The 353-nt window shown below is 66.0% G+C and carries 1 protein-coding gene; it reads left to right on the forward strand.

The window, feature by feature from the left end; translation table 11 throughout:
- A partial coding sequence (locus EN852_RS36785; protein WP_145994153.1) for an AMP-binding protein occupies positions 1-353 on the forward strand: 353 nt, incomplete at both ends.

Genomic DNA, 353 nt, shown 5'->3' on the forward strand with positions numbered 1-353 from the left:
GCGCCGGCGAGCTCGCCAAGATCGTCGACAAGGCGGAAATCGGCATAGCCCTTTGCGACACCAGGCTGATGGACGAGATGACGGCCTGCGCCAAGGACAGCGCCTTCCTCAAACAGGTCATCGGCTTTGACGGCACCGCCAACCATGATGCCGAGCTCGACCGCGCCGCCCTCGACAAGCCCGTCACCTTCACCGCCGTCAGCACCGGCCGCGACGATGTCGCCCTGCTCGGCTTCACCTCGGGCACGACGGGCGTGCCGAAGGCGACGATGCATTTCCACCGCGACCTGCTGATCATCGCCGATGCCTACGCCCGCGAAGTCCTGCAGGTGACGCCGGACGACATCTTCGTC

Source organism: Mesorhizobium sp. M2E.F.Ca.ET.209.01.1.1, from assembly GCF_004010375.2.
Taxonomy (GTDB): Bacteria; Pseudomonadota; Alphaproteobacteria; order Rhizobiales; family Rhizobiaceae; genus Mesorhizobium.